20 protein-coding genes are annotated in these 22,435 nt (G+C 68.6%); 13 read left to right on the forward strand and 7 right to left on the reverse strand.

Going from position 1 to position 22,435, the window contains the following annotated elements; translation table 11 throughout:
- Positions 1-145 precede the first annotated feature (145 nt).
- Complete coding sequence (locus tag BLS50_RS07230; protein WP_006477404.1) at positions 146-2,416, reverse strand: NADP-dependent malic enzyme; 2,271 nt, start codon at positions 2,414-2,416, stop codon at positions 146-148.
- Between the two features lie 459 nt (positions 2,417-2,875).
- Between BLS50_RS07230 and BLS50_RS07235 the strand changes: the two genes are divergently transcribed.
- The 7 genes from BLS50_RS07235 (at position 2,876) to BLS50_RS07265 (ending at position 10,396) form a co-directional block, all read left to right on the forward strand.
- A complete protein-coding gene (locus tag BLS50_RS07235; protein ID WP_011546659.1) occupies positions 2,876-3,562 on the forward strand; it encodes an orotate phosphoribosyltransferase in 687 nt (228 codons plus the stop codon).
- A 239-nt stretch (positions 3,563-3,801) separates the two neighbouring features.
- Entirely contained in the window at positions 3,802-4,398 is a 597-nt protein-coding gene (locus tag BLS50_RS07240; RefSeq protein WP_074801598.1) for a YbhB/YbcL family Raf kinase inhibitor-like protein, read from the forward strand.
- A 211-nt stretch (positions 4,399-4,609) separates the two neighbouring features.
- Positions 4,610-5,182 carry a flavodoxin family protein gene (locus tag BLS50_RS07245; RefSeq protein ID WP_011546661.1) on the forward strand — a complete coding sequence of 191 codons (573 nt, stop codon included), beginning with the start codon at positions 4,610-4,612 and terminating at the stop codon, positions 5,180-5,182.
- A gap of 165 nt (positions 5,183-5,347) precedes the next feature.
- Positions 5,348-6,298: an N-acetyl-gamma-glutamyl-phosphate reductase gene (gene argC, locus BLS50_RS07250; RefSeq protein WP_053526517.1), complete on the forward strand. Its 951-nt coding sequence runs from the start codon at positions 5,348-5,350 to the stop codon at positions 6,296-6,298.
- A gap of 434 nt (positions 6,299-6,732) precedes the next feature.
- Entirely contained in the window at positions 6,733-8,154 is a 1,422-nt protein-coding gene (locus tag BLS50_RS07255; protein WP_006477399.1) for a DUF2957 domain-containing protein, read from the forward strand.
- Positions 8,155-8,302: 148 nt separating this feature from the next.
- Positions 8,303-9,544 carry a DUF2957 domain-containing protein gene (locus BLS50_RS07260; protein ID WP_011694100.1) on the forward strand — a complete coding sequence of 414 codons (1,242 nt, stop codon included), beginning with the start codon at positions 8,303-8,305 and terminating at the stop codon, positions 9,542-9,544.
- A gap of 18 nt (positions 9,545-9,562) precedes the next feature.
- Positions 9,563-10,396, forward strand: a complete 834-nt coding sequence (locus tag BLS50_RS07265) for an OmpW/AlkL family protein (RefSeq protein WP_074801600.1) — start codon at positions 9,563-9,565, stop codon at positions 10,394-10,396.
- Positions 10,397-10,580: 184 nt separating this feature from the next.
- On the opposite strand, the gene BLS50_RS07270 is transcribed toward BLS50_RS07265, so the two are convergent.
- Positions 10,581-11,510 carry a LysR family transcriptional regulator gene (locus tag BLS50_RS07270; RefSeq protein WP_074801603.1) on the reverse strand — a complete coding sequence of 310 codons (930 nt, stop codon included), beginning with the start codon at positions 11,508-11,510 and terminating at the stop codon, positions 10,581-10,583.
- A gap of 97 nt (positions 11,511-11,607) precedes the next feature.
- On the opposite strand from BLS50_RS07270, the gene BLS50_RS07275 reads away from it, so the two are divergent.
- Positions 11,608-12,891: an MFS transporter gene (locus BLS50_RS07275; RefSeq protein ID WP_074801606.1), complete on the forward strand. Its 1,284-nt coding sequence runs from the start codon at positions 11,608-11,610 to the stop codon at positions 12,889-12,891.
- Positions 12,892-13,022: 131 nt separating this feature from the next.
- Here the strand turns inward: BLS50_RS07275 and BLS50_RS07280 are convergent, their stop codons facing one another.
- Complete coding sequence (locus BLS50_RS07280) at positions 13,023-13,658, reverse strand: LysE family translocator (protein WP_074801609.1); 636 nt, start codon at positions 13,656-13,658, stop codon at positions 13,023-13,025.
- A gap of 73 nt (positions 13,659-13,731) precedes the next feature.
- Positions 13,732-14,601, reverse strand: coding sequence for an NAD(P)-dependent oxidoreductase (locus BLS50_RS07285; RefSeq protein ID WP_011546669.1), 870 nt, complete (start codon positions 14,599-14,601; stop codon positions 13,732-13,734).
- 96 nt (positions 14,602-14,697) lie between these two features.
- On the opposite strand from BLS50_RS07285, the gene BLS50_RS07290 reads away from it, so the two are divergent.
- A complete protein-coding gene (locus BLS50_RS07290) occupies positions 14,698-15,477 on the forward strand; it encodes a Mut7-C RNAse domain-containing protein (protein ID WP_074801612.1) in 780 nt (259 codons plus the stop codon).
- Positions 15,478-15,556: 79 nt separating this feature from the next.
- On the opposite strand, the gene BLS50_RS07295 is transcribed toward BLS50_RS07290, so the two are convergent.
- On the reverse strand, positions 15,557-15,790 hold the full coding sequence (locus BLS50_RS07295; protein WP_023477920.1) for a hypothetical protein: 234 nt from the start codon (positions 15,788-15,790) through the stop codon (positions 15,557-15,559).
- A 360-nt stretch (positions 15,791-16,150) separates the two neighbouring features.
- On the opposite strand from BLS50_RS07295, the gene BLS50_RS07300 reads away from it, so the two are divergent.
- Genes BLS50_RS07300 through BLS50_RS07315 form a run of 4 tightly spaced genes read left to right on the forward strand, consistent with a single transcriptional unit; the run spans position 16,151 to position 20,411 of the window.
- Positions 16,151-17,356: an efflux RND transporter periplasmic adaptor subunit gene (locus BLS50_RS07300; protein ID WP_074801615.1), complete on the forward strand. Its 1,206-nt coding sequence runs from the start codon at positions 16,151-16,153 to the stop codon at positions 17,354-17,356.
- 5 nt (positions 17,357-17,361) lie between these two features.
- The gene (locus BLS50_RS07305; RefSeq protein WP_069232070.1) at positions 17,362-18,060 is read left to right on the forward strand and encodes an ABC transporter ATP-binding protein; all 699 of its coding nucleotides are present in this window, start codon (positions 17,362-17,364) and stop codon (positions 18,058-18,060) included.
- Between the two features lie 21 nt (positions 18,061-18,081).
- Positions 18,082-19,236, forward strand: coding sequence for an ABC transporter permease (locus BLS50_RS07310; RefSeq protein ID WP_027808344.1), 1,155 nt, complete (start codon positions 18,082-18,084; stop codon positions 19,234-19,236).
- A gap of 8 nt (positions 19,237-19,244) precedes the next feature.
- Positions 19,245-20,411, forward strand: a complete 1,167-nt coding sequence (locus BLS50_RS07315; protein WP_011546675.1) for an ABC transporter permease — start codon at positions 19,245-19,247, stop codon at positions 20,409-20,411.
- Positions 20,412-20,424: 13 nt separating this feature from the next.
- On the opposite strand, the gene BLS50_RS07320 is transcribed toward BLS50_RS07315, so the two are convergent.
- Together BLS50_RS07320 and BLS50_RS07325 are read right to left on the reverse strand one after the other, a co-directional pair.
- Positions 20,425-21,762: a carotenoid oxygenase family protein gene (locus BLS50_RS07320; RefSeq protein WP_074801617.1), complete on the reverse strand. Its 1,338-nt coding sequence runs from the start codon at positions 21,760-21,762 to the stop codon at positions 20,425-20,427.
- Positions 21,763-21,777: 15 nt separating this feature from the next.
- The gene (locus BLS50_RS07325) at positions 21,778-22,404 is read right to left on the reverse strand and encodes a DUF2239 family protein (RefSeq protein WP_074801620.1); all 627 of its coding nucleotides are present in this window, start codon (positions 22,402-22,404) and stop codon (positions 21,778-21,780) included.
- Between the last annotated feature and the right edge of the window lie 31 nt (positions 22,405-22,435).

A 22,435-nucleotide genomic window follows, 5' to 3' on the forward strand; every position in this document is an offset into this window, starting at 1 on the left:
CGCGCGGCGGGCGTTCGCGGTCTGGACGCCCTTTCCGCGCCACCGTCGCCCTTACGGTTCACGCGAAAAAAAACGCCACGGAACGCAGGTCCCGTGGCGTTTTTCATTGCGCCGCGAGTAACGCGCGGCACACGCGGGCGTGGACTTACTTCGTGTTCACGTTCGCGGCGGCAACGGCCGTCATGTTGATGATCCGGCGCACGGTCGCGGCCGGCGTCAGGATGTGGACCGGCTTGGCCGCGCCGAGCAGGAACGGGCCGACCGTCACGCCTTCGCCGCCGACCATCTTCAGCAGGTTGTACGCGATGTTCGCCGCTTCGACGTTCGGCATGATCAGCAGGTTCGCTTCGCCCGACAGCGTCGTGCCCGGGAACGCCTGCTTGCGGATCAGTTCCGACAGTGCCGCGTCGCCGTGCATTTCGCCGTCGACTTCGAGGTTCGGCGCACGTTCGACGATCAGCTTGCGGGCCTCGGCCATCCGGCGCGACGACGCCGACGGCGCGCTGCCGAAGTTCGAGTTCGACAGCAGCGCGGCCTTCGGCGCGATGCCGAAGCGCTCGATCTCGGCCGCGGCCTGGATCGTCATGTCGGCGAGCTGGTCGGCGCTCGGCAGTTCGTTCACGTACGTGTCGCACACGAACAGGTTGCGGCCCGGCAGCATCAGCAGGTTCATCGCGGCGAAGTGCTCGGCGCCCTTCGCGCGGCCCAGCACCTGCTCGATGAACTTCAGGTGGCTGTGGAACGTGTCGATCATCCCGCAGATCATCCCGTCCGCATCGCCCAGATGGACGAGCATCGCGCCGATCAGCGTGTTGAACTTGCGCATCGCGGCCTTCGCGACTTCCGGCGTCACGCCGTCGCGCGCGCCGATCTCCTGATACGCCTGCCAGTAGCGGTGGTAGCGCGCATCGTCTTCCGGATCGACGATTTCGAAATCGACGCCGGCCTTCAGCTTCGAGCCGATCTTCTGCAAGCGCATGTCGACGACCGACGGACGGCCGACGATGATCGGCTTGGCGATCTTTTCCAGCAGCACGAACTGTGCAGCGCGCAGCACGCGCTCGTCCTCGCCTTCGGCGAACACGATACGGGCCTCCTTCTGCTTCGCGGCCGCGAACACCGGGCGCATCACCATGCCGGTGCGGTAGACGGTCGCGCCGAGCTGCTCGCGGTACGCGTCCATGTCCTGGATCGGGCGCGTGGCGACGCCCGAATCCATCGCGGCTTGCGCCACGGCCGGCGCGATCTTGATGATCAGGCGCGGGTCGAACGGCTTCGGAATCAGGTAGTCCGGCCCGAATTCGAGCGAATGGCCTTCATACGCCTTCGCGACTTCCTCGCTCTGGTCGGTTTCCTCGGCCAGCTCGGCGATCGCGCGCACGCACGCGAGCTTCATTTCCTCCGTGATCGTCGTCGCGCCGACGTCGAGCGCGCCACGGAAGATGAACGGGAAGCACAGCACGTTGTTGACCTGGTTCGGGTAGTCCGAACGGCCGGTCGCGACGATCGCGTCCGGGCGCACGGCCTTCGCGTCTTCCGGGCGGATTTCCGGTTCCGGGTTCGCGAGCGCCAGGATCAGCGGGCGCTCGCCCATCGTCTTGACCATGTCCTGCTTCAGCACGCCCGCGCTCGAGCAGCCGAGGAACACGTCCGCGCCGACGATCGCGTCGGCGAGCGTGCGCGCGTCGGTGTTCGCCGCATAGCGCTGCTTCGACGGATCGAGGTTGCCGCGCCCTTCGTAGATCACGCCCTTCGAATCGGCGACGAGGATGTTCGACTTCGTGAGGCCGAGGTTCACCAGCAGGTCCAGGCACGCGATCGCCGCCGCGCCCGCGCCCGAACACACGAGCTTCACTTCCGACAGCTTCTTGCCGACGACCTTCAGGCCGTTCAGGATCGCAGCCGACGCGATGATCGCGGTGCCGTGCTGGTCGTCGTGGAAGACCGGGATCTTCATGCGCTCGCGCAGCTTCTGCTCGATGTAGAAGCATTCCGGCGCCTTGATGTCCTCGAGGTTGATGCCGCCGAGCGTTGGCTCGAGCATCGCGATCGCCTCGACGAGCTTGTCGGGGTCGGACTCCGACAGTTCGATGTCGAACACGTCGATGCCCGCGAATTTCTTGAAGAGGCAGCCCTTGCCTTCCATCACCGGCTTCGCGGCCAGCGGGCCGATGTTGCCGAGGCCGAGCACGGCGGTGCCGTTCGTGATGACGCCGACGAGGTTGCCGCGCGACGTGTACTTCTGCGCGTCGAGCGGATCGGCGTGGATCGCCTCGCACGCAGCGGCGACGCCGGGCGAATAGGCGAGCGACAGATCGAGCTGGTTCGACAGCGGCTTGGTCGGGGTGACCGAAATCTTGCCGGGTTTCGGGTTCAGGTGATAAGCGAGAGCGGCCTGCTTCAGTTGTTCGTCCATGATTGACCTGCGAGAGACATGCGAAATATTGACGACTCAGTACACAGCACCTTCGGCCGCGTCTGCTTGAATCGAGGGGATGGTCGACTGCGAGACGGCCCGCGACGCGCCGGATCGGCACGCCATCGAACCTTGGCGGATGGCAAGAGGAAGGTCCAAAGTACTGAACGATTTCTTAGGGCCGCCTAGTGTACACCCCCTAAATGACCTCCGTTGGTGCACCGCCGCATCCCCGGCATCAGCATCGGATGGTCGTGCCCCGTTTGTTTCGCGGGTGGTGAGCGGCATGGCGAACCCGCGCGAATTCCGCCGAAAACCGGCCTGAATCGGGTAAAATAGCGGGCTACGCGCGCAGCGATGCGATTGGTCCGCCGATCGCGCCCCGGCCCTTCGGGCAGGTTCCCCTTGCTGCGCCACCGGGCCCGCGCCCGCTCCTCGCTCATCACCCAAGGAATGCCCATGACAGGCTACGATCGTCAGTCGATCTCGGATACGACCGCCAAAATCCTGCTCGAAGTGCAGGCGGTGCACTTCAATGCCGAAAAACCGTTCATCTTCACGTCCGGCTGGGCAAGCCCCGTCTATATCGACTGCCGCAAGCTGATCTCGTATCCGCGCGTGCGCCGTGCGCTGATGGAAATGGCGGAAACGACGATCACGCGCGACATCGGCTTCGAGCAGATCGACGCGGTGGCGGGCGGCGAGACGGCCGGCATCCCGTTCGCGGCCTGGATCGCGGATCGGATGATGGTGCCGATGCAGTACGTGCGCAAAAAGCCGAAGGGTTTCGGCCGCAACGCGCAGATCGAAGGCCATCTGGAAGAAGGCTCGCGCGTGCTGCTGGTGGAAGACCTGACCACCGACAGCCGCAGCAAGATCAACTTCGTCAACGCGCTGCGCACCGCGGGCGCGACGGTGAACCACTGCTTCGTGCTGTTCCACTACGACATCTTCAAGGAAAGCGTGTCGGTCCTGAAGGACATCGACGTCGACCTGCACGCGCTCGCGACGTGGTGGGACGTGCTGCGCGTCGCGAAGGCGTCCGGCTACTTCGAGACGAAGACGCTCGACGAAGTCGAGAAATTCCTGCACGCACCGGCCGAATGGTCGGCCGCGCACGGCGGCGCGACGGCCCCGAAGGAATGACGCCACGCCGGCACGTGTGCCGGCGCACTGGCCAGGAAAACCGCCTGCTTGATCGCAGGCGGTTTTTTTCGTCCGTCGACCGGCGCGCTGACCGATCGCAATCGCGCGCGACGGCGGGCGTCGCTCATCGAACCCTAATGCTAGACTTGATCCATCGCCGCCCTCAGCGCTGCGGGCAACATACAACGCCAACAATGCCGGGCGGTTCGGCCCGGCCCACGTGACGGGAGAAGCGCCATATGCGTGTGGATCGCCGGATCACTCCGCCTGCGCCATCGGGTCGCCCTTCTCCGTTTCTTCTCTCCACCCTCCTGTGCGCCGCCGTTTTCGCGGCGCTGCCCGCGCGTGCCGAAGGCCCGTTCACCGTGACGAGCGACGACCTGACGCCCGGCGCGCGCGTGCGGCTCGCGAACGTGTTCGATCGCGGCGACTGCAAGGGCGCGAACCGCTCGCCGCAACTCGCATGGCACAACCCGCCGCCCGGCACGCGCGGCTATGCGGTCACGATCTTCGATCCCGACGCGCCCGGGCACGGCTGGTGGCACTGGGCCGTCGCAGGCATCCCGGCGACCGTCACGAGCCTGCCGGCCGACGCCAGCGCCTCCGGCTTCCTGCGCCGCATCGGCGCGAGCGAGGCGCGCAACGACTTCGGGCTCGACGGCTACGGCGGCCCGTGCCCGCCGCCCGGCAAGCCGCATCGCTACGTGATCACCGTCTACGCGCTGAAAGGCACCGACCTGCGCGTCTCGCAGGGCCGCCCCGCGCCGATGTTCGAGCACGAGATCGGCACGCTCGCGATCGGCACCGCGCAACTCACGGTCACTTACGGGCAGTAACCGGGTCCTGCCGCCCGTTGCGGGTCGCGATTGCCCGCGCCCGCGAATTTCTGTGCGCTGCCTGCGCACATTTTTCCCGTCATTTCGGCTTGCTAGACTCGGTTGCACCGGTCGCGGCACCCCGCCGCGCATCCGGCGCGCCGCCCGAGTACGGCGCGTGACGCGGCGAGCCTGCGGTCCGCCGTTCCCGTCCCTTTCCGGAGAACGCTTCATGTCGAACATCGTCATCGTCTATCACAGCGGCTACGGTCATACGCAGAAACTGGCCGAAGCCGTGCACGCGGGTGCGCAGGATGCCGGCGCGAACGTACGCCTGATCGCCGTCGGCGACCTCGACGACGCAGGCTGGGCCGCGCTCGACGCGGCCGACGCGATCGTCTTCGGCGCGCCCACCTACATGGGCGGCCCGTCGGCACAGTTCAAACAGTTCGCCGATGCCACGTCGAAAGCGTGGTTCACGCAGAAGTGGAAGGACAAGATCGCCGCGGGCTTCACGAACTCCGCGACGATGAACGGCGACAAGTTCTCGACGATTCAATATTTCGTCACGCTGGCGATGCAGCATGGGATGGTGTGGGTCGGCACGAGCCTGATGCCGGCGAACTCGAAGGCGGCCACGCGCAACGACATCAATTACCTCGGCGGCTCCACGGGCCTGCTCGCGCAGTCGCCGGCGGATGCGACGCCCGACGAGGGGCCGCTGCCGGGCGACCTCGAGACCGGCAAGGCATTCGGCCGGCGCGTCGCCGAAGCGACGGCGCGCTGGGACGCCGGCGCCCGCTGAGCACGTCCCTCCCCGGCCCGCGCGCGGGCCGGCGGGCGTCAAACGGACACCAGGACGGCCCGCGGGCCGTCTTTTTTCGCCCCGCGCGGTGCAGTGCCGCCGGATGACGTCTTAAAATGGCGGTTTCAGGGCGCCGCGGCTCCCGTTTCATTCAGTGAGAGCGAAATGAGCACCAAAGTTTTTGTCGACGGCCAGGAAGGCACGACCGGCCTCAAGATCTTCGAATACCTGTCGGCACGCAGCGACATCGAGATCCTGCGCATCGATGAAGCGAAGCGCAAGGACGTCGACGAGCGCCGCCGCCTGATCAACGCGTCGGACGTCACGTTCCTGTGCCTGCCGGACGTCGCGTCGCGCGAATCCGCGTCGCTCGTCGAGAATCCGAACACCACGCTGATCGACGCGAGCACCGCGTTCCGCACGAATCCCGACTGGGCGTACGGCCTGCCCGAACTGACCCGCGCGCAGCGCGAGAAGATTCGTACGTCGAAGCGCATCGCCGTGCCCGGCTGCCACGCATCGGCATTCGTGCTCGCGATGCGTCCGCTCGTCGATGCGGGCATCGTCGCGCCGACGTTCGCCGCGCACAGCTACTCGATCACCGGCTACAGCGGCGGCGGCAAGTCGATGATCGCCGAGTACGAAAGCGCCGCGCCGGGCGGCAAGCTCGCGAGCCCGCGCCCGTACGCGCTCGGCCTCACGCACAAGCACCTGCCGGAAATGGCCGCGCACACGGGCCTCGCGAACGCGCCGATCTTCACGCCGATCGTCGGCCCGTTCCTGAAGGGCCTCGCGGTGACGACCTACTTCACGCCCGAGCAGCTCGCGAAGCGCGCGACACCGCAGGACGTGCAGCGCGTGTTCGCCGAGTACTACGCGGACGAGGCGTTCGTGCGCGTCGCACCGTTCGACGCGGAAGCCAACCTCGACGGCGGCTTCTTCGACGTGCAGGCGAACAACGACACGAACCGCGTCGACCTGTTCGTGTTCGGCAACGCGGAGCGCTTCGTCACCGTCGCGCGCCTCGACAACCTCGGCAAGGGCGCGTCGGGCGCCGCGATCCAGTGCATGAACCTCAACATCGGCGCGGCCGAGGACGCAGGCCTCAAACGCTGATTCAGCATCGCATGCCATGCAAAGCCGGCCACTGGCCGGCTTTTTATTTACCCGTATCAGGCAATATATAAAAACACCGGATCGCGCCTTTACAAATATTTACAAGCTTTCCATTGCGCGATTACAAGTGAATTAATCCAGCCCCTCCTCATCCAGTCAATCCCGAATAGGGATAAACCGGATACCCGTCGATTTAAACACTGCCGTTATACGCAGGAAGGCGCTGCAAGAGCGTGCCGGGCGTCGCACATCCCCCACTCCGGCAGCTTTCGGCAGCCTGTCTCGCGTTTAAATTCTTACTCATTGCCTTATCGGGCAAGGATTCAAATCGCAGCTCCCGTTTCAATCGCCTTTTTTAGACGGGTTCATCAATTGACAGCAAAAACCCAGGCAGCGACATTAGCTCGCACAATTAAACGATTGGAGACAGCGGCATGTCGCACGCCTTATCGAAGGGGGTGGCAACGGCCTTTGCCATTGCCCCTTTCCTGGTTGCATGTGGTGGGGGGGACTCCGGCGGCGCGCTCGCGCCGATCAATGCGCCCCAATGTTCCGGCTCGAGTTGCGGCACGCAAGGGCAGCCGCCTTCGCAGCCGATCAACGGCGCACTGTGCCCGGCCAACGCGGATATCGTGAAGAGCACGTATCTCGGCGGCGCGGGGAGCGGCGAGATCGTCAGCGTCAACATCGACGCGGTCGCGATGACGTACACGCTCAAGTGGCTTGAATCGCCGATTCCGCTGAAGACCGGCACCGTCACGCCGAGCCGCGTCGGCACGACCATCACCGGCAAGGTCATCCACCCGCCGACCGGCACGCTGCCGACCGCCGAGCAGACGCGCTGCGCGTTCGTCCTCACGCCGGGCACCGGCCCCGCGCCGGACGGCTCGACCTATTCGACGGCCGCCGACTTCAACCAGGCGAACCCGCCGATGCTGCTGGTCGGCATGGGCGTGGCGGGCGGCGGCATTCCCGGCGCGACGATCCAGTACGACGGGCTGACGATCATCCCGGGCGTCGTGCAGAACGTCGGCCAGGTGCCGAACCGTCACTTCGACTTCTATCCGTTCCTCGGCTTCGCGAACACGACGACCGACCTCTCGAAGCTGCCGGGCACGTACAACGCGCTGCTCTATCACCTCGTGCCGTCGGGCAACTACGCGACGAAGGGCTCGAACTCGAGCGAGACGTTCGACGCGAACGGCGCGTGCACGTCGAGCGGGTCGGGCGGCTGCCAGACCACCGGTGATCCGTGGAAGACGAGCGCGAACGGCGGCTACTTCGACAGCACCAAGGCGCCGCAGACGCTGCCGCAGACGCAACTGCCGATCGTCGGCGCGACCGGCAAGTCGGCGACCGCGCACATGGTGATCGGCCAGCTCAACGGCGCGACGGTGCCGGTGATCGTGCGCACGGGCAACGTGAACCTCGGCACGCCGCCGCTGCACCTCGACGCGCAGGTCGACGACGAATCGGGCATCGCGGTGCTCGGCGCGGCGACGGCCGTCACGTCGGGCACGATCGATGGCGGCTACGCGGGCGCGGACTCGAACTTCAAGTACACGGCCGCACTGATCCGCGGCAGCAACGCGTCGTTCATCAACCCGTCCACGCAAGCCGAGGAAGACGGCTTCACGCTCGACTACGGCCAGACGACGCCGGGCCTGCTGAACGCGAAGACCACCCCGCCGAGCGGCGCGAGCTACCCGTCCGCATCGGGCGTGGTGATCGCGACGGGCGGCCTGTATGCAGCGCTGATCCAGGGCACGGTGAACGGCGGCGTCACGTCGACGTCGGCGAATTCGACGACGTCGTCGACCCCGTACTTCGGCGTGGGCGCGCAGATCAGCAAGTAGCGATCGAGGACGCGGCGGCCGGCCTGCCGCCGCGGATGGCAGGGAAGGCACGAAGGCGCTCGGCACGGCGCAGGCAGGACGAGTACGACCAACAGAAGCGGCCGACAGGGAGCTGGCCGCCGCACAAAGACAAATCTGGAGGAGCAACATGAAGCGCAACCTCATTCTGGCGGCGGCCCTTGCCGCCCCCCTTCTTTCCGCTTGCGGCGGCGGCAGCGACAATCCGCCCCCGCTCGTCGAAGACCGGCTTTGCCCCGCCACGCTCGACTACAACACCGTGTTCACGGGCGGCGCGGGCAGCGGCGAACTCGCGAAGGTCCAGCTCGACACGACCAAGATGACCTGGCAGGTCACCTATGTCGAATCGGCGGTGCCGCAAAAGACCGGCACCGTCACGCCGACCCGCGCGGGCACCGTCGACAGCGGCACGCTCACGCAGGAAACGCTGCTGCCGACCAACAAGCTGAACCAGTGCGCATTCCGCCTGAACGGCGCGAGCCTCGATGCGTCGCGCCCGGCGCGCATCTTCGTCGGCTTCGGCGTTGCCGGCGGCACGATTCCCGGCAAGGAGATCCAGTTCGACGGCGTGCTCGGCCAGGCCGCGGTGCCCGACACGAAATTCCCGTACTACCCGTTCATCGGCTTCTCGTCGATCGAAACCGACATCACGAAGGTCGCGGGCACGTACAGCCACATCGGCTTCGGCGAAGTACCGTCGCAGAAATTCGGGCCGGCGTCGATCGACGCGAAGGTGACGATCAACGCGGACGGCACCTGGACCAAGTGCGACACGACCGGCCAGTTCGCCGGCGGCGCGTGCGCGCAGCAGGGCACGAATTTCGTGCAGTCGGCCGACGGCAGCGGCGCGTTCCAGTCGAACAACTACGCGAGCCAGTTGAAGCCGACGCTGTCGGCCACGCCGCAGGGCAAGGGCTTCATGATCGTCGGCAAGCTGCGTAACCAGCTCGTGCCGATCCTCGTGCGCACGGGGGTCGCGAACCCGAACCCGACGCCGGACAGCAACGGCGTGCCGGGCCTGACCGCCGACGACGAATCGAGCATCTCGATCCTCGCGCCGCAGACGGCCGTCGCGGCCGGCTCGCAGAACGGCGAGTACATCGGCGTCGACAGCCAGTTCGATTACCGGACCACCGCGCTGATCGACAAGCAGGCCACGCTGCTCGATCCGTTCCAGCCGTCGCAGGCGTCGCTCGCGACCGCGCTCGACCTCGACTACACGCAGAAGGTGCCGGGCACGGTCACGACGATCCACACGGGTTCGGGCAGCACGTCGCCGACCGGCAAGTTCATCTTCTCGGGTGGCGTGTTCGGTTTCCTCGACAACGCCGGATCGACGCCGTATTTCACGATCGGCGCATTCGTCCAGTAAGCGGAGGGGAAAGCCGTGATGAAGAAAACCCTTCTCTGCGCGGCGGCCGGCGCCGCCGCCGTGACGCCGCTCGCGGCGCACGCGCAGAGCGCCGGCAGCAACGTCGTCACGCTGGGCTGGTTCCACATCATGCCGCAGCAGAGCAGCACGCCGATGACGACCAACGTCGCGCCGACGCCGATCAACACGCCGCTGCGGCTGCCGCCGTCGTTCACGTCGGCGGGCACCGGGCTGCACACGAGCGGCGCCGACACCGTCGGCCTGACGGTCAGCCACTTCCTGACCGACCATATCGCGGTGACGTCGGTGGCCGGCGTGCCGCCGGTGTTCAAGGTGTCGGGCCAGGGCACGATCAAGCCGCCGGGCCCGGCCGGCGCGCTCGGCACGCAGAACATCGGGCTGGGGTCGGTCAACCCGATCGTGAAGAGCGTGCGGCAGTGGAGCCCGGCGGTGATCCTGCAGTACTACTTCGGGCAGGCCACCGCGAAGTTCCGGCCGTTCCTCGGCCTCGGCGTGTCGTACAACTGGTTCAGCGATCTGCAGCTCAACACGAACTTCATCAAGCAGACGCAGGACAACCTCGGCGCGATCCTCGCGGCGGGCGCGGGCAAGCCCGGGACGACCTCGGTGGAAGCGAAGGCGTCGTCGTCGTGGCAGCCGGTGTTCAACGCGGGCCTGCAGTACAACCTGACGGAACACTTCGGGCTGGTGGCATCGGTGACCTACATCCCGCTGAAGACGACGTCGACGGTGACGATCAAGGCGGCGGACGGCTCGGTGCTCGCCGAGTCGAAATCGGACCTGAAAGCGGACCCGATCATCAGCTACGTCGGGATGACGTACAAGTTCTGAGCGCGGCGACAGCCGGCGAATGGAAGGCCGCGACAAAATCGCAGGCAAAAAAAAGCCCGCCTAAGTGGCGGGCTGAATCCATATCAGAGGAGACATGGAGGAGACAGTTCCAATCATATCGAATCGGTTTCCGCAATGCAACATTTCCGTAGAGAAAATAAGGATTTTCCCTCGAATGCGGCCTCTAGTTCGCCGTGACGGCACCTGACCCCTTTCCATTCTCCCGCTCGAGCACCTCGCCTAGCGCGTCGCGCAGCAGCGCGACGGGCCGCGCCAGCCGGCCCGGCAACGTGCCGTGCACGATCCACACGTTGATCCGCGTTTCCAGCCCCGCCGTTTCCACCACCCTCAGCGCCTCGCGATGCGCGCTGCGCGCCAGCGCGTTCGGCGGCGCGATGCCGATGCCGGCGCCGCGCGCGACGAGCGACAACTGCAACTCCGAGCCGAATGCCTCGACCGCGACGTCGAACGGCAGTCCGGCCGCGCCGAGCGCGCGGCTCAGCGCCGAACGCATCCCGCAGCCGTCCTGGCTCAGCACCCACGGATAACCCGACAGCGTATCGAGCGACAGCGGGCCGTCCGGCAGCGGGAAATCGCGCGCGGCGACGAGCACCGTCGGCTGCGTGGCGAGCAGCGTCGCCGTCAACGCGTCCGGCAGCGCCGCGCTCGCCGGCACCATCACGGTCGCGACGTCGAGCGCGCCGCGCTCGATGCCCTGCACCAAGGCCGGCGACCAGCCGGCCGTCACGCGCAGCGTGAGGCGCGGAAACGCGTCGCGTAGCCGGTCGATCGGCCGCTCCAGCGCAAGTTCCGACAGGAACGGCGGCACGCCGATGCGCAACTCGCCCGACGGCTCGCTGTCCGGCGCGCCCGCTGCCATCAATTCGTCGACGGCGCCGAGCACGTTTCGCGCGAGCGCGTAGACGTCGCGTCCGGCCGCGGTCGGCTTCAGCGGCTTGCTCTGCCGTTCGAGCAGCGGCACACCGAGCAAGGTTTCGAGGTTCTGCACGCGCCGCGTCAGGCCCGGCTGCGTCAGGTGGAGCTTCGCCGCTGCGGCGACCATCGACCCGCTGTCGACGACCGCGACGAACGCCTGGAGATCACGCGTATTCAAAACAAACTCGCATAATCATGTTATACATATTTCAATTGTCGCATAAACATCAGGCACCTACGATGGGAGTTCCTTCGATTTCCACCCCAGGCTTCCGATGAACTGCCCTGCCGACCGTTGCTCCGCCCCCGTTTCGCCCGCCGTCGCCGCGCCGCCCGCACTGAGCACGGGCATGACGCTGTTCTTCGCCGCGACGGTCGGCGTGATCGTGATGGACCTGTTCGCCGCGCAGCCGCTGACCGGCCCGATCAGCGCGGACCTGCACCTGCCGCCCGGCCTCGCCGGCCTCGTCGCGATGCTGCCGCAGCTCGGCTACGCGGCCGGGCTCGCGTTGCTCGTGCCGCTGGTCGACCTGCTCGAGAACCGCCGCCTGATCGTCGCGACGCTCGCCGTCTGCGCGGCGGCGCTCGCGCTGCCCGCCTTCACGCAGTCGGGCGCCGTGTTCCTGCTTGCAACGCTCGCGGCCGGCGCCGCGTCGAGCGTGATCCAGATGCTGGTGCCGATGGCCGCGTCGATGGCGCCCGAAGCGCAGCGCGGCCGCGCGGTCGGCAACGTGATGAGCGGGCTGATGCTCGGCATCCTGCTGTCGCGGCCGCTCGCGAGCCTGATCGCGGGCTCGGCCGGCTGGCGGGCGTTCTATCTGCTGGCCGCGCTCGCGGACGCGGCGATCGCCGTCGTGCTCGCGCTGCGCCTGCCGGCGCGCACGCCGTCGATCACGGCCAGCTACCGCGCGTTGCTCGCGTCGATGGGACGCCTGCTTGCCGACGAGCCGGTGCTGCGCCGGCATGCGCTGTCGGCCGCGCTCGCGATGGCCGCGTTCAGCGCATTCTGGACCGCCGTCGGGCTGCGGCTCGCGCAACCGCCGTTCGCGCTCGACCTGCACGGCATTGCGCTGTTCGCGTTCGCCGGCGCGAGCGGCGCGATCGTCACGCCGCTCGCCGGCCGCGCGGGCGACCACGGCCACGGCCCGGCCGCGCAACGGCTCGCGCACGGCACGATGCTCGCGGCGCTCGTCGTGCTCGGCGTCGCCGGCGCCGGCTGGTTCGGTTTCGATGCGCATGCGCATCGCGGCGTCGCGCTCGCGCTGCTGGCCGGCGGCGCGGCGCTGCTCGATGCGGGCGTGATCGTCGACCAGACGATCGGCCGCCGCGCGATCAACCTGCTGAATCCGGCCGCGCGCGGACGCCTGAACGGGCTGTTCGTCGGGCTGTTCTTCGTCGGCGGCGCGCTGGGTGCGGCGCTCGCGGGCAGTGCATGGGCCTGGGGCGGCTGGAGCGCAGTGTGTGGTGCCGGGTTCGCGTTCGCCGGTGCGGCGGCGGTGTTCGGGCTGATGGCCGGCCGCGGGTCCGGCGCGGCGGCATGGGATCGGCCGGGGGCGTGAGCAAACATGAGCGGGCATGAGCGCGCGTGATGCCAGCGGCGGTGAAGCGACGATGAATCGGCGCCAAAATGCCGAACGCCCCGCCCTCTCGCGAGGGACGGGGCGTTCGGTACGCCTGTGTCGGCCGGGAATCAGTGCCGAACCAGCGCCATCATCGCGCCGAAGCCGACGAACAGCCCGCCCGTCAGACGGTTGAACACCTTCGCCACGCTCTGGCTCTTCAGCGTGGCGCCGATGCGCGTGCCGAACGACGCGTAGACGAGATACCAGCTCACCTCGATCACCGCGAACGTGACGACGAGAATGCCGAACTGCGGCAGCGTCGGCTCGGCCGCGTTGATGAACTGCGGCAGCAGCGCGGCCGCGAACAGGATCGCCTTCGGGTTGCTGCCCGCGACCAGGAAGCCATTGCGGAACAGCACCGCGCGCGAGGCCAATGCCCCTTGCGACACGGCGTCGACGTCGGCCGCCGGCACGTCGTCCACGCGGGCGCGCCACGCCTTCACGCCGAGATAGACCAGGTAGGCCGCGCCCGCGAAGCGCAACGTATTGAACATCGCCGGCCATGCCTCGAGCACCGCGCCGAGCCCCGCCGCGGAGACCGCGAGCATCAGCACCAGCGCGCTCAGGCAACCGGCCATCGTCGCGGACGAACGCCGCAGCCCGTGCCGCGCGCCGTGTGTCATCACGAGCAGCATGTTCGGGCCCGGAATCGCCGACACGACGAACACCGTCGCCACGAAAAGCCACCACGTATGCAAGTTCATGACTGCCTCTGCCTCAAATGTAGGGGGAAACGAACCGCCGATTATGCCGTGCGGGTTGCGCTTCTGTCGCGTATCAGCGGCCGGCGCGGCGCAGCGCGACCTCGCCGAGCACCGCGAAATCCTGGTCGCCGCCGCCGTGCGCGAGCGCGTCGAGCAGGCTGTCGCGCACGACGCTCGCCACCGGCAGCGGCACCGACGTCGCGTCGCCGGCCTCCAGCGCGAGCCGGACGTCCTTCAGCCCGAGCCGCGCCTTGAAGCGTGCGGGCTCGTAGCGCCGCTCGGCGATCATCGCGCCGTAGCCTTCGTACACGGGCCCCGGAAACACGCTGCTGGTGATCACGTCGAGGAAATCGCGCATCGCGACGCCGTGCGCGCCGAGCAGCGCGGACGCCTCGCCGAGCGTCTCGATCGCCGACGCGAGCGTGAAGTTCGCGGCGATCTTCGCGACGTTCGCGTGCTGCGGCAGCGAGCCGAAGCGCCAGGTCTTCTGGCCGATCGCGTCGAACAGCGGCTGCACGCGGTCGATCGCCTCGGCCGGGCCGCCCGCCATGATCGTCAGGCGCGCGGCGGCCGCGACGTCGGGTCGCCCCATCACGGGTGCTGCGACATAGTCGATGCCGCGCGACGCATGCGCGTGCGCGAGCGATTCGGCGAGCGCGACCGACACCGTCGCCATGTTCACGTGGATCAACCCGCGCGGCGCCTGGGCCAGCAGCGCGTCGTCGAACACCGCACGCGCGGCCGCATCGTCGCCGAGCATCGAGAACACGGCGTCGCCGCGAAACGCGTCGGCCGGCGTGTCGACGATCTGCGCGCCGAATGCCGCGAGCGGCTCGGCCCGCTCGCGCGACCGGTTCCAGACCCGCACCGTGTGGCCCGCCTTCAGCAGGTTCGTCGCGATCGCCTGCCCCATTTCGCCCAGCCCGATAAACCCGAGATCCATGTCCCGCTCCTTCGCTTCGTGAAGCGGCGAGTTAAACACAGATGCCGGCGCTCTGCAGCGTCTGCCGCCGGCCGGGCGCGGTGCGATACTGCACGGATGGCGACCGCGACCTTCCGCTTTCACGGCGAACTGAACGCCTTTCTCGCGCGTCAGCAGCGCGACCGGGCGTTCGCACACGCGTGTGCCCGCGATGCGACGGTGAAGCATGCGATCGAGGCGCTCGGCGTCCCGCATACCGAAATCGGCCGGCTGTACGTGAACGACGCGCCGGCCGCGCTCGACCGGCCGCTCGACGACCGCGACCGCGTCGAAGTCTTTCCCGAACGCGCACGGCCCGCGGCCGACGGCGCAACCGGACTACCAGCGGCGTCATGGCGCTTCGTCGCCGACGCGCATCTCGGCGGCCTCGCGCAACTGCTGCGCCTCGCCGGCTTCGACACCTGCTACGACAACCACTACCGCGACGACGAACTCGCGGCGCTGGCCGAGCGGGAGCAGCGGATCGTGCTGACGCGCGACCGCGAGCTGCTCAAGCGGCGCGCGGTCGTGCGCGGCTGCTACCTGCATGCGCTGCAGCCGGCCGACCAGTTGCGCGAACTGTTCGAGCGGCTCGATCTCGCGCCGCACATGCGGCCGTTCCGGCTGTGCCTGCGCTGCAACGCGCCGCTGCATCCGCTCGACGCGGCGGCCGCCGCGCCGCGCGTGCCGGCCGGCGTCCGGCTGCGGCACCAGCGCTTCGCCGCATGCGACGTGTGCCGGCGCGTGTTCTGGGAAGGTTCGCACTGGCGGCGCATGCGCGCGGTGGTCGACGCGATGCGCACGCCATCGCCCGTCCGGCGCGACGGAGCGGGCGGACCCGACGAACCCGGCGCCTGAAAAAACAAAACCCCGCATGCCGGAGCATGCGGGGTTGGCCGACCGATGACCGGCAACGCCGGCCGTGGCGGCGAGCCGCTTAGTTCTGCGTGCCTGCGTCGTTGGTGCCGGCGGCCGATGCGGCTGCAGCCTTCGCCTGGCCCTTCTTCGAACCGTGGTGCTTCAGCTGGTGCTTCGGCTTGCTGTGATCCTTCTTGGCCGGTGCCGAAGCGGCGGCCGGCGTGTCGGCTGCCGGCGCGGACGCCTGTGCGAATGCCGAAACCGATGCGAGAGCGAATGCTGCGGCGATGATCGAAGCGAGCGTCTTCTTCATTGTTCTTCCTTTAGCGGAGAAAAAATCAAACGTACCGGTAATTAGAGATGCGAGGCATTCGCATCGGAGCCCCAGGCCGCGCGGCCGGCTTTCGCCGTTCCGTCGCGACAAAACCTGACGCACTGGTTCCATAACGCACCGCCTTCGCGGCAAGTTGACACGTTGCTTGCATCCTCGGGTTTCCCCGGGGGCGGGTGCGTCAGCCGGCCCCGCGCGGGCCGGACGCGCCGCCGCCACACGGCGCCGCAAACCGGCTCGCGCGGCGCCGGGGCGACGCTTATACTGGCGTCCATCCGTCCCTTTCCCCGGAAACCGGATCGCGGCCGGTCACACGACCGCCGCCGTCTCGAGGCGCTCAAATTGCCCGACCACAATCTGGACAAACTGAAAATCGACCGGCGTCCGATCGCACCGGTGCCGCGTCGGCGCCGGTGGACCCGCTACGCGGTCGCCGCCGCGCTGATCGTCATCGCGATCGGCGCCGGCCTCGCCCTCACCGGCCGGCCGACCGTCGACACCACCTCCGTCACGTCCGCCTACCCGTACCAGAACGACACGCAGCTCAATGCGACCGGCTACGTCGTGCCGCAGCGCAAGGCCGCGGTCGCATCGAAGGGTCAGGGGCGCGTCGAATGGCTCGGCGTACTCGAAGGCACGCGCGTGAAGCAGAACGAGATCATCGCGCGCCTCGAAAGCAACGACGTGCAGGCGTCGCTTGCCCAGGCGCGCGCGCAGGTGCAGGTCTCCCGCGCGAACCTCGGCGTCGCGCAGGCCGAGCTGAAGGACGCCGAGATCGCATTGCGCCGCACGTCCGCGCTCGCGCCGAAGGGCGCGGTGCCGGCCGCGCAGCTCGACATCGACACGGCGCGCGTGAACAAGGCGCGCGCGACGCTCGACAGCGACCAGGCCGCGATCGTGTCGGCCGAAGCGAACGCGCAGGCCGCGCAGGTCGCGGTCGACCAGACGGTGATCCGCGCGCCGTTCGACGGCATCGTGCTCGCCAAGCATGCGAACGTCGGCGACAACATCACGCCGTTCTCGTCCGCGTCGGACAGCAAGGGCGCGGTCGTGACGATCGCCGACATGGAGACGCTCGAGGTCGAGGCCGACGTCGCCGAATCGAACATCGCGAAGATCCGCGCGGAGCAGCCGTGCGAGATCCAGCTCGACGCGCTGCCCGACCTGCGCTTCGCGGGCCGCGTGTCGCGCATCGTGCCGACCGTCGACCGCTCGAAGGCCACCGTGCTCGTGAAGGTACGCTTCGTCGACCGCGACGAGCGCGTGCTGCCCGACATGAGCGCGAAGATCGCATTCCTGTCGAAGCCCGCGACGCCGCAGGACCGGCAGCCGGTGACCGCCGTGCAGGCGAGCGCGGTGGTCGAGCGCGACGGCCGGCCGGTCGTGTTCGTCGTGAAGGACGACGCCGTGCAGGCGGTGGCCGTGACGAAGGGTGCCCGGATCGGCGAGCTCGTCGCGGTGCGCGGCGTGAAGCCCGGCGACACGGTCGTGCTCGCGCCGGGCGCGAAGCTGAAGGACGGCGCGAACGTGACCGTCGCGAAGAAGTAGCGCGCGTGAACGCCGCCCCGACGCCCCTCGTCGAACTCAGCCACGTCGCGAAGTCGTATCGGCGCGGCAACCAGATCGTGCCCGTGCTGACCGACATCTCGCTCGAGATCGGCGAAGGCGACTTCGTCGCGCTGATGGGGCCGTCGGGTTCCGGCAAGAGCACGCTGCTGAACCTCGTGGCCGGCATCGACCGGCCCGACAGCGGCGAGCTGCGGGTCGGCGGCCTCGACATCTCGCAACTCGCCGAGGCGCAACTGGCCGAATGGCGCGCGGCGAACGTCGGCTTCATCTTCCAGTTCTACAACCTGATGCCAGTGCTGACCGCGTTCGAGAACGTCGAGCTGCCGCTGATGCTCACGCCCCTGTCGCGCCGCGAGCGGCGCGAACGCGTCGAGCTCGTGCTCGACATGGTGAATCTCGGCGACCGCACGAGCCATTACCCGTCCGAGCTGTCGGGCGGCCAGCAGCAACGCGTCGCGATCGCGCGTGCGCTGATCACCGATCCGGTGCTGATCGTCGCGGACGAGCCGACCGGCGACCTTGACCGCGCGTCGGCCACCGACGTGCTCGCGATGCTGCAGCGGATGAACGCCGAGCTCGGCAAGACGATCATCATGGTGACGCACGACGCGCACGCGGCCGGCGCCGCGCGCTCGCTCGTCCATCTGGAAAAAGGAGAGCTGATCGATGGGCACGCCGGCTGACCGGCGACGGGAGCGCGCGCGATGTTCGTGCTGAAGCTGATCGCGCGCAACGCGCTGCGGCACCGGTTGCGCACGCTCTTGACCGTGCTCGGGCTCACGATCGCCGTGCTCGCGTTCGGGCTGCTGCATACCGTCGTCGACGCGTGGTACGCAGGCGCGGCGGCCGCGTCCAGCGGCCGGCTCGTCACGCGCAACGCGATCTCGCTGGTGTTTCCGCTGCCGGTCAGCTACGAGAACCGCATCCGCGGCGTGGACGGCGTGACGGCCGTGGTGCGCTCGAACTGGTTCGGCGGCATCTATCGCGACCCGAAGAACTTCTTCGCGAGCTTCGCGGTGTCGGACAACTATCTCGACCTGTATCCGGAATTCATCCTGCCGGCACAGCAGCGCGCCGACTACGCCCGCGACCGCCGCGGCTGCCTCGTCGGCCGCCAGCTCGCGACGCAGTTCGGCTTCAAGGTCGGCGACGTGATCCCGCTGAAGGGCACGATCTATCCGGGCACGTGGGATTTCGTCGTGCGCGGCATTCTCGATGGCCGCGACGATTCGACGATCACGCGCCAGCTGGTATTCCACTGGGACTACCTGAACGAGACGGTGCGCAAGCGCACGCCGAAGCAGGCCGACCAGGTCGGCGTGTTCGTGCTCGGCGTCGCGAACCCCGACGACGGCGCGTCGATCGCGCGCAACGTCGACGCGGTGTTCAAGAACTCGCTCGCCGAGACGCTGACCGAGACCGAGCAGGCGTTCCAGCTCGGCTTCGTCGCGATGTCGAACCAGATCATCGCGGCGATCCGCCTGGTGTCGTACGTGGTGATCCTGATCATCATGGCCGTGATGGCCAACGCGATGGCGATGAGCGCCCGCGAGCGCACGGCCGAATACGCGACGCTGAAGGCGCTGGGCTTCGGCCCCGGGTTCCTCGCACTGATCGTGTTCGGCGAATCGGTCGTGATCGCGGTGGCCGGCGGCGGGCTCGGGATTCTCGCGACGCCGCCCGCCGCGAGCCTGTTCAAGCAGGCGGCCGGCGGCATCTTCCCGGTGTTCAAGGTGTCGACCGAGACGGTCGTGCTGCAGGCCGCGTGTTCGGTCGCGGTCGGCTTCGCGGCGGCAATCGTGCCGGCGTGGCAGGCGGCGCGCGTGCGCGTCGTCGAAGGCCTGCGGGCGATCGGGTAGCGACGCGCATGGCCATCCCGCTCACCTACATCGCACGCAACCTGTGGACCCGGCGGCTCACCACCGCGCTCACCGCTGGCGGGATGGCGCTCGTGATCTTCGTGTTCGCGACGGTGCAGATGCTCGATGCCGGCCTCACGAAAACGCTCGTGTCGACCGGCGAGCCCGACAACGCGGTGGTGATCCGCAAGGGCGCCGAGACCGAGATCCAGAGTTCGATCGACCATCAGCAGGCGAATGCGCTGGAGATGCACCCGGCCGTCGCGCTCGGCCCCGACGGCCGGCCGCTCGTGTCGAAGGAAGCCGTCGTGCTGATTTCGCTCGTGAAGACGTCGACCGGCAAGCCGTCGAACGTCGTGATCCGCGGCGTGTCGCCGGCCGGCCTCGCGCTGCGGCCGCACGTGAAGCTCGTGGCCGGCCGCCCGTTCGCGCCCGGCTCGTCGGAGATCGTCGTCGGCAGCGCGATCGCGAAAGGCTTCAGCGGCACCCAGCTCGGCGACCGCCTGCATTTCGCGCAGCGCGACTGGACCATCGTCGGCATCTTCGATGCGGGCGGCAGCGGCTTCGATTCGGAGATCTGGGGCGACGTCGACCAGCTGATGCAGTCGTTCCGGCGCACCAGCTATTCGTCGATGGTGCTGCGCATCCCGAGCGCCGACGGCTTCGCACGCTTCAAGGCCGACATCGACGTCGACCCGCGACTGACCGACGAGGCGAAGCGCGAGCAGACCTTCTACGGCGACCAGTCGAAGGCGCTGTCGACCTTCATCAACATCCTCGGCATCACGCTGTCGACGATCTTCTCGATCGCCGCGATGATCGGCGCGATGATCACGATGTATGCGTCGGTCGCGAACCGCGTGGCCGAGATCGGCACGCTGCGCGCGCTCGGCTTCAAGCGCACCAGCGTGCTCGCCGCGTTCCTGCTGGAGGCGCTGCTGCTCGGCTTCGTCGGCGGCGTCGCGGGGCTCGCGTGCGCGTCGCTGATGCAGTTCGCGTCGTTCTCGACGACCAACTTCCAGACTTTCTCGGACCTGTCGTTCCGCTTCGTGCTGACGCCCGCGATCGTCGTGAAGACGCTGCTGTTCTCGCTCGTGATGGGGCTCGTCGGCGGGTTCCTGCCGGCGATGCGCGCCGCGCGGCTGAAGATCGTCGACGCGCTGCGCGCGCAGTGACGCGCGCCGCCGCTCACGCTCGACGTTCGCGCGGCACCCACGCGCCGTGGAACCCGGCCGGCACGCGGCGCGGCAGGTGCACGGTCGCGACCGGCCCCGCGTCGATCGCGCGCGCATCGAGGATCACGACGTCGCTCATATCCGTCGCCGCGCGGTAGACCATCACCAGCAGCCAGCCGTCGTCCTCGTCGGCGCCGCCCGGGCGCGGCACGAACACCGGCTCGCCGTTCTGGTCGCCGGCCGGCACCGCGTAATGCATCGTCGTGCCGCGCGCGTGATCGAAACGCATCACGCCGCGCATTTCCGCGTTGTTCGGCTGCTCGACCGCATACAGGTAGCGGTAGCGGCGCCCGGTGCGGCTTTCGTTGATGCGCGGCAGCTCGATGCCGCCGTCGGCGAGCGGCCCTTCGTCGATCAGCCCGTTCGCCGTATCGATCACGTAGCGCCACAGCTCGCCGACCGGGTTGTCGGCGAAGCGGCCCGTGCACGCGTCGAGCCGCAGGAACGACGGATAGCGCACCGCATCGAGCACGAGGCACGACGCGTCGCAGTCGTACGCGTTCACGACGTGCTGGATGAAGCACGGCTCGACGCCGAACCAGCGCACGTCGCCGCCGTGGCGCGGGATCACGCCGATGCGCGCGGGCCGGTCGTCGTGCCAGCGCAGCGGCATCCGGTGGCCCTGCTGCAGCAGCGAGAAGTCGTAGCCGACGTTCAGGTCGAGCAGCAGGCTGCGGGTTTCGGTGATCGCGAGGTCGTGCATCATCGACGGCGCGCCCAGTTCGATCTCGAGATCGACGCGCGGCACGCCCTGCGCATCCACGACGCCGTAGCGCAGCCACGGAGCGCGCCAGTCCGCGCGGAACAGGATCAGCTCGCCGGTCACCGGGTCGACCTTCGGATGCGCGGTCATCGCGCCGTCGAAGCCCGCGTGCCGCGCCGGCACGCCGAACGAATCGAGCGCGGCGGTGATCGCGAGCGGCGCGCCGCCCTCGGCCAGCGCGAGCAGTTCGCCCGCATGCTGCAGCACGTTCACGTTCGGATTGGTGTCGGGCAGATGCGGCGCCTGCCCGGGCGCGTGGACGGCGGCCCAGCGCCGGGTGCGCGCCCAACGGTTCCGGTAGCCGGCCGCGCGGCCGTCGTCGAACGCGATCGCGTGCAGCATCGCGGCCTCCGGCCACCACGACAGCATGTCGTTGCCTTCGAAGCGGCCACCCGGCGGGTTCGGACCGTTGCGCAGCAACGTGCCGTCGAGTTCGCGCGGAATGGCGCCCGTCACGCGCAGCTCGACGATGTCGACTTCGTCGGCGACCGGCGCGAGCGCGCCGCGGTTGAGGTCGAATACGGTCATCGCGTCGGCACTCCGTCAGCAGTCTTCGGCAGACGGCGGCAGATCGCCGCGCGCGAGGGCCAGCGCATGGTCGCGCACGTCGTCGGGCCAGCCGGCGATCAGCTCGGCCAGCCGTGCCGGGTCGTTCGCATACAGCGCCCGCGCGGCTTCCTCGAAACCGGGTAGGTCGCCCGCCATCGCCGACATGAAGTGGTACGCGCGCGCCTGCGCGTCGCGCTGCCGGTCGGCCGCCGCGTGCGTGCGCCGCGCGTCCTCGACGAGCTTGCGCAGCGCCACCGACGCGCCGCCCGGCTGCGCGCCGAGCCATTCCCAATGACGCGGCAGCAGCGTGACCTCGCGCGACACCACGCCGAGCTTCGGCCGGCCGCGGCCGCGTTGTTCGCCTGCGCCTGCGCCCGCGCCGGCCGGCTCGCCGGCGCCGCCCAACGGCGGCGCATAGCGCGCGCGGATGTCGTCGGCCGTGCCGCGCAGGTCCAGGTCGATCGAGCGGCCCGTCGCGTCGTCGAAGATCAGGATCGAACCGGGCATCGCGTCGCCGGCCGCTTGCCGGACCGCGAGCGCGACCTCTGCGAGCGGACCCGACGCGAGCCGCCGGTGGCCGTCGAAGGCCGTGTACGAGGGAAGAAGTGTGGAGGTTGTCATCGTGGTCGCCCGCAGGCTGGAATCGGAATGA

The organism is Burkholderia orbicola (genome assembly GCF_900100915.1).
Lineage (GTDB): Bacteria > Pseudomonadota > Gammaproteobacteria > Burkholderiales > Burkholderiaceae > Burkholderia > Burkholderia orbicola.

Coding starts and splice junctions, on each gene's coding strand:
- BLS50_RS07230 (WP_006477404.1), bottom strand. CDS start 2,416: ATGGACGAACAACTGAAGCAGGCCGCTCTCGCTTATCACCTGAACCCG.
- BLS50_RS07235 (WP_011546659.1), top strand. CDS start 2,876: ATGACAGGCTACGATCGTCAGTCGATCTCGGATACGACCGCCAAAATC.
- BLS50_RS07240 (WP_074801598.1), top strand. CDS start 3,802: ATGCGTGTGGATCGCCGGATCACTCCGCCTGCGCCATCGGGTCGCCCT.
- BLS50_RS07245 (WP_011546661.1), top strand. CDS start 4,610: ATGTCGAACATCGTCATCGTCTATCACAGCGGCTACGGTCATACGCAG.
- argC (WP_053526517.1), top strand. CDS start 5,348: ATGAGCACCAAAGTTTTTGTCGACGGCCAGGAAGGCACGACCGGCCTC.
- BLS50_RS07255 (WP_006477399.1), top strand. CDS start 6,733: ATGTCGCACGCCTTATCGAAGGGGGTGGCAACGGCCTTTGCCATTGCC.
- BLS50_RS07260 (WP_011694100.1), top strand. CDS start 8,303: ATGAAGCGCAACCTCATTCTGGCGGCGGCCCTTGCCGCCCCCCTTCTT.
- BLS50_RS07265 (WP_074801600.1), top strand. CDS start 9,563: ATGAAGAAAACCCTTCTCTGCGCGGCGGCCGGCGCCGCCGCCGTGACG.
- BLS50_RS07275 (WP_074801606.1), top strand. CDS start 11,608: ATGAACTGCCCTGCCGACCGTTGCTCCGCCCCCGTTTCGCCCGCCGTC.
- BLS50_RS07280 (WP_074801609.1), bottom strand. CDS start 13,658: ATGAACTTGCATACGTGGTGGCTTTTCGTGGCGACGGTGTTCGTCGTG.
- BLS50_RS07285 (WP_011546669.1), bottom strand. CDS start 14,601: ATGGATCTCGGGTTTATCGGGCTGGGCGAAATGGGGCAGGCGATCGCG.
- BLS50_RS07290 (WP_074801612.1), top strand. CDS start 14,698: ATGGCGACCGCGACCTTCCGCTTTCACGGCGAACTGAACGCCTTTCTC.
- BLS50_RS07295 (WP_023477920.1), bottom strand. CDS start 15,790: ATGAAGAAGACGCTCGCTTCGATCATCGCCGCAGCATTCGCTCTCGCA.
- BLS50_RS07310 (WP_027808344.1), top strand. CDS start 18,082: ATGTTCGTGCTGAAGCTGATCGCGCGCAACGCGCTGCGGCACCGGTTG.
- BLS50_RS07315 (WP_011546675.1), top strand. CDS start 19,245: ATGGCCATCCCGCTCACCTACATCGCACGCAACCTGTGGACCCGGCGG.
- BLS50_RS07320 (WP_074801617.1), bottom strand. CDS start 21,762: ATGACCGTATTCGACCTCAACCGCGGCGCGCTCGCGCCGGTCGCCGAC.
- BLS50_RS07325 (WP_074801620.1), bottom strand. CDS start 22,404: ATGACAACCTCCACACTTCTTCCCTCGTACACGGCCTTCGACGGCCAC.